Origin of the sequence: Corallococcus sp. CA054B (genome assembly GCF_003611625.1) — a bacterium.
In the GTDB taxonomy this organism is placed as follows: Bacteria; Myxococcota; Myxococcia; order Myxococcales; family Myxococcaceae; genus Corallococcus; species Corallococcus coralloides.
The window spans coordinates 1-5,372 of record NZ_RAVY01000096.1 but is presented as its reverse complement, the minus strand read 5'-3'; the positions used below and the strand labels follow the sequence as shown (position 1 = coordinate 5,372).

The 5,372-nt window shown below is 71.8% G+C and carries 1 protein-coding gene; it reads left to right on the top strand.

The genetic code is table 11. The annotated features are described in order from the left end of the window. Positions 1–266: 266 nt before the first annotated feature. Positions 267–5,372 (top strand): non-ribosomal peptide synthetase (locus tag D7V80_RS22765; RefSeq protein WP_233585626.1); only part of this gene is annotated, 5,106 nt, incomplete at its 3' end.

Here is a 5,372-nt window from a genome sequence, read left to right as displayed (position 1 = left end):
CGCAGGCGCCGCGTAGAGCCCCGCTCCCTCCGTCGAGGGGGCGGGGCCGTGATCCGAGTGACTGGCGCAATGCGGCGACATGTGCGCGAGCAGGTCCACGCATTCACCGTGCGTGAGTAGAAAGGTTCCATGGGGTGGTTGCAGGGGCTGTTCGGCTGCGCTTGAGGCGTGCCACCTCCCAGGTTTCGTTACCGTGAGTGCCTGAGGAATCGAGCACCCGGGCTGCTATGAAGTGTCGGCCTTTTTCGACACATGGATGGCTCCCCGTGCACGACTTCTCGCGAACCCTTCCTGGCGTCCTCCTGAAGCTTGTCCAAGGGCCCTCCGCCCACGCGCCGCTCTACACGTTCCTGGGAGACGACGGTGAAGAGACCGTCTGGAGCGCGTTCGACCTGGACGTGCGCGCGAGGCGGATAGCGGCGGCGCTGCGTGAGCGAGGCGCGCAAGGCGAGCGCGTGTTGCTGCTGTACCCGCCGGGGCTGGACTACATCGCGGGCTTCTTCGGCTGTCTGTACGCGGGAGCGGTGGCGGTGCCCGCGTATCCGCCGGACCCGATGCGGCTGGAGCGCACCCTGCCCCGCCTGCGGGCCATCATCCAGGACGCGAGAGCGTCGGTGGTGCTCACCACGTCGGGCATCCTGGGGCTGTCGGACTTCGTCTTCGAGCAGGCGCCGGACTTCCGGGCGCTGCAGTGGATGGCGACGGATGAGCTGCCGGAAGGCGGCGAGCGGGACTGGGTGGCGCCGGAGGGACTGGGCGCGGAGTCGCTCGCGTTCCTTCAGTACACGTCCGGGAGCACGGGCACGCCGAAGGGCGTGATGCTCACGCACGGCAACCTGCTGCACAACCTGTCGCTCATCCACGGTGCGTTCGGCGCGCGAGCGGACAGCGTGGGCGTCATCTGGCTGCCGCCGTACCACGACATGGGACTCATCGGAGGCATCCTGGAGCCGTTGTATGGGGGCTTCCCGGTGACGCTGATGTCGCCGATGTCGTTCCTCAAGAGGCCCCTGGCGTGGCTGGAGGCGGTGTCGCGCTTTGGGGGCACCATCAGCGGCGGGCCGAACTTCGCGTTCGACTTGTGCGTGAGGAAGAGCACGCCGGAGCAGCGGCGGGCGTTGGACTTGAGCCGGTGGGAGGTGGCCTTCTGCGGCGCGGAGCCGATTCGTCCGGAGACGCTGGAGCGCTTCGTGGAGGCGTTCGGCCCCAGCGGCTTCAGGCGTGAAGCCTTCTACCCGTGCTACGGGCTGGCGGAAGGCACGCTGATTGTCTCCGGAGGCGAGAAGTCGGCGCCGCCGGTGTCGGTGACGCTGTCGGGTGCGGCGCTGGAGCGTCACCGCGCGGAGGAAGTGGGTGCGACGGAGCTGGGAGCGCGCACGCTGGTGGGGTGCGGGCAGACGCTGGCGGAGCAGCGAATCGCCATCGTGGACCCGGAGACGCTGGAGCGGCGTGGGCCTGGGGAGGTGGGCGAAGTCTGGGTGACGGGGCCGAGCGTGGCCCAGGGGTACTGGGGCCGGGAGGAAGCAACGCGCGAGACGTTCCATGCGCGCATTGCTGGTGAGGATGGCGGGCCGTACCTGCGCACCGGTGACTTGGGCTTCCTGCGGCCGGAGGGCGAGCTGTACGTCACGGGGCGGCGCAAGGACCTCATCATCCTGCGAGGGAGGAACCACTACCCGCAGGACTTGGAGGCGACGGTGGAGGGGGCGCACCCGGCGCTGAGGCCCGGGGGCGGAGCGGTGGTTTCGGTGGAGGTGGGGGGCGAGGAGCGCGCGGTTGTGGTGCAGGAAATCGACGTGCGGCGGCTGGGTGGACTGCGTGAGCAGCTGGCGGCGGCGGACGCGGCGGTGGGCACCATCCGTCAGAGGCTGGCGGAGTCGCACGAGGTGCAGGCGCACGCGGTGGTGCTCATCGAGCCGGGGAGCCTGCCGAAGACGTCCAGCGGCAAGGTGCAGCGGCACGCGTGCCGCGCGGCCTTCCTCGCAGGGACGTTGCAGGAGGTGACGGCGTGGCGGGCGCAGCCGCCGGGCGGCGCGGGTCCGTCGCCCGAAGCTCCCCTCCCCGCTTCATCCACCCCGGGCTCCGGCGAGGCCGGGTCCATCACGGCGCCGCGCTCCGGTGCATCCTCGCCGTCGGCTTCGTCCCGGCCGTCATCGAGTCATGAGGGCGGAGCCCTCAGCCCGTCCGCTCCTGGCGCGGGTTCGGGAACACGCGAAGCGGTGTCCGGTTCCGCTGCGCACGTCTCCGTGGGCGTGGGTGCGAAGCCGGACTCGGAGGTATTGGTCGCGTGGCTGCGCGACATCGTGGCCCGGCACGTGCGCATGCTCCGTGAGGACATCGACGTTGATGCTCCGGTGACTCGCTACGGGCTGGACTCGCTGGGCGCCGTGGAACTGGCGCATGAAGTGGGCTCGGGCACCGGGCTGACAGTGCCCATGGAGTGGCTCCTCCAGGGACCGAGCATCACGTCCCTGGCGCACAGGCTGGCCTCCCTCCGTGACGCGGCGGGCCCCGCGCCCCACCGCAGGCGCGTGGGCGGCGACCGCGAGGCGTCTTCGTCGCAGGCCCGGTTGTTCTTCCTGTCCCGGTACGCCCCTGGCGACGTGTCCTACAACCTGCCCGCCGCCGTTCGCCTGGAGGGCGAGCTGGATGTGGCCGCGCTGGAGGGCAGCCTCGTGGCTCTCGCGGCCCGGCATGAAGGACTGCGGACCTCGTTCCGCGAGGCCCCGGGCCAGCCCCGGCAGGTCATCGCGGCGGACGCGTCCCTGCCGCTGGCGCGCGTGTCATTGGAGTCCCTGCCCGCCAACGCCCGCGAGGCCGAGGCGCTCCGCCTGGCCCACGAAGAAGCCCGCCGCCCGTTCGACCTGGAGCGCGGACCGCTGGTGCGCGCCACGCTCCTCACGCTGGATGCGCGGACCCATGTGCTGGTGCTCGTCATGCACCACGCCGTGTCGGACGCCACGTCCATGGCGGTGCTGGTGCGCGAGGTCTCCGCGCTCTACTCGGCGCTGCACGAAGGCCGCCCGTCGCCCCTTCCCGCCCTGCCCCTGGACTACGCCGACGCCGCTGACTGGCAGCGGGACGCGCTGGACGGCGCCGCGCTGGAGTCGCGGCTGGACTACTGGCGGACGCAGCTCGCGGGTGCTCCTCAGCTGCTGGAGCTGGCCACGGATCGGCCGCGTCCCTCTCGCCGTGGGTCCTCGGGTGCGCGGGTCCCGGTGGTGCTGGACGCGGGGCTCGCGAAATCCGTCCGGACGCTGGCGGAGCGCGAAGGCGTCACGCCGTTCATGGTCCTGCTCGCGGCCTTCCAGACCGTGCTCGCCCGCCGCGCGGGCCAGGACGACCTCAGCGTGGGCACGGCCATCGCGGGCCGTCAGCGCGCGGAGTTCCAGGGGCTCGTCGGCCTCTTCGTCAACTCGCTGGTCTTGCGCACGCGCCTGTCCGGCGCTCCTTCGTTCCGGGAGCTCCTGGGCCGCGTGCGGGAGACGGCGCTGGGCGCGTACGCGCACCAGGACGTGCCCTTCGAGCGAGTCGTGGAGGCGCTCCGGCCTCCTCGCGAGCTGGGGCACACGCCGCTCTTCCAGGTGATGTTCAACCTCCAGGGCGCTCGCGTGGACGCGCCCGTCCTGCAGGGGCTCCAGTCCCGGCTCCTGGACGTGCACACCGGCACGTCCATGTTCGACCTCACGCTGTCGCTCGCGGAGTCCCCCCAGGGCTTCGAGGGCTGGCTGGAGTACGCCACGGAGCTGTTCGACGCGGACACCGTGGAGCGCCTGTCCGGCCACTTCCGCGTGCTGCTGGAGGCCGCCATCGCGGCCCCCCAGACGTCCATCCACGAGCTGCCCTGGATGACGGTCGCGGAGCGCCACCAGGTGCTCACCGCGTGGAACGACACGGCCCGCGACTACCCCTCCGGCAGGACACTCCCCGAGCAGTTCGCGCTCCAGGTCGCCCGGACTCCAGACGCCATCGCCGTGGAGGACGGGGACCTTCGCCTGACGTACGCGCAGCTGGAGGCGCGGGCCAATCCGCTCGCGCACTTCCTCCGCGCCCGGGGCGTGGGCCCGGACGTGCCGGTGGCGGTGTGCATGGAGCGCTCCGTGGACTTCGTCGTCACGGTGCTCGCCATCCTCAAGGCGGGCGGCGCCTATGTCCCGCTGGACGCGTCGTACCCCGCGCAGCGGCTGGCGTTCATGATCGAGGACGCCCGGCCCCGGATGCTGCTCACCACGCGCGCGCTGCGTGAGCGGCTGAACGTGCCCGACGCGAGCCTGTCCTGCTTCTTCGTGGATGCGCTGGCGCTCGATGATCAGCCCGTCACCGCGCCGGAGGTCACCGTGGGGCCTCGCAACCTGGCCTACGTCATCTTCACCTCGGGCAGCTCCGGACGTCCCAAGGGGGTGGCCGCCGAGCACCGCGGCGTGCTGCGCCTCGTGCACGCCGAGCCCTACTCGCGCGTCGGTCAGCGCGAAACGGGCATGCTCTTCGCGCCGTTGTCCTTCGACGGCTCCGTGATGGAGCTGTGGACGATGCTGCTGCACGGCGGCCGGCTGGTCATCTTCCCCGGCAAGGTCCCCGCCGGAGACATGGACACGCTCGCGCGAGTGGTGGAGCGCCACGCGGTCAGCTTCGCCCACCTGCCGTCGGGCCTCTTCTCGCAGCTGGTGGAGCACCGGCCGGACATCCTCGGACGGCTGCGCGAAGTGCACGTGGGGGGCGACGTCATCTCCGCCCCGCATGTGCGCCGCGCGGTGGAGTTCCTGGGCCGGCCCGTCATCAACGCCTACGGCCCCAGTGAATGCTCCGTGGCCGCCTCGTTCTTCACGGTGGAGCGGCCGGAGCAGGCGGGCGCGTCGGTGCCCATTGGCGCGCCGCTCGCGAACACCACGGCGTACGTGCTGGACGCGCGGCTCCAGCCGGTGCCGGTGGGCGTGCCGGGGGAGCTGTTCCTCGGCGGTGATGGCGTGGTCCGGGGCTACGTGTCGCGGCCGGACCTGACGGCGGAGCGCTTCGTCCCGGATGTGTACGGCGCGAAGCCTGGCGCACGGCTGTACCGCACGGGCGACCGGGTCCGCTGGCGCGCGGATGGGACACTGGACTTCCTGGGCCGCACGGACCACCAGGTGAAGGTGCGCGGCTTCCGCATCGAGCTTCCGGAAGTGGAGGCCGCCCTGCGCGAGCTGCCCGACGTGCACGAGGCCGCGGCGGTGGTGCGCGAGGACGTGCCCGGCGACAAGCGGCTCGTCGCCTACGCGATGCCGCGCCCGGGTCAGGTGCTGGATCCCACGAAGCTGCGGGAGGCCCTGCGCCGCAAGCTCCCGGACTACATGGTGCCGTCGCTGTTCGTGGCGCTCCCCACCCTGCCCCTGAAC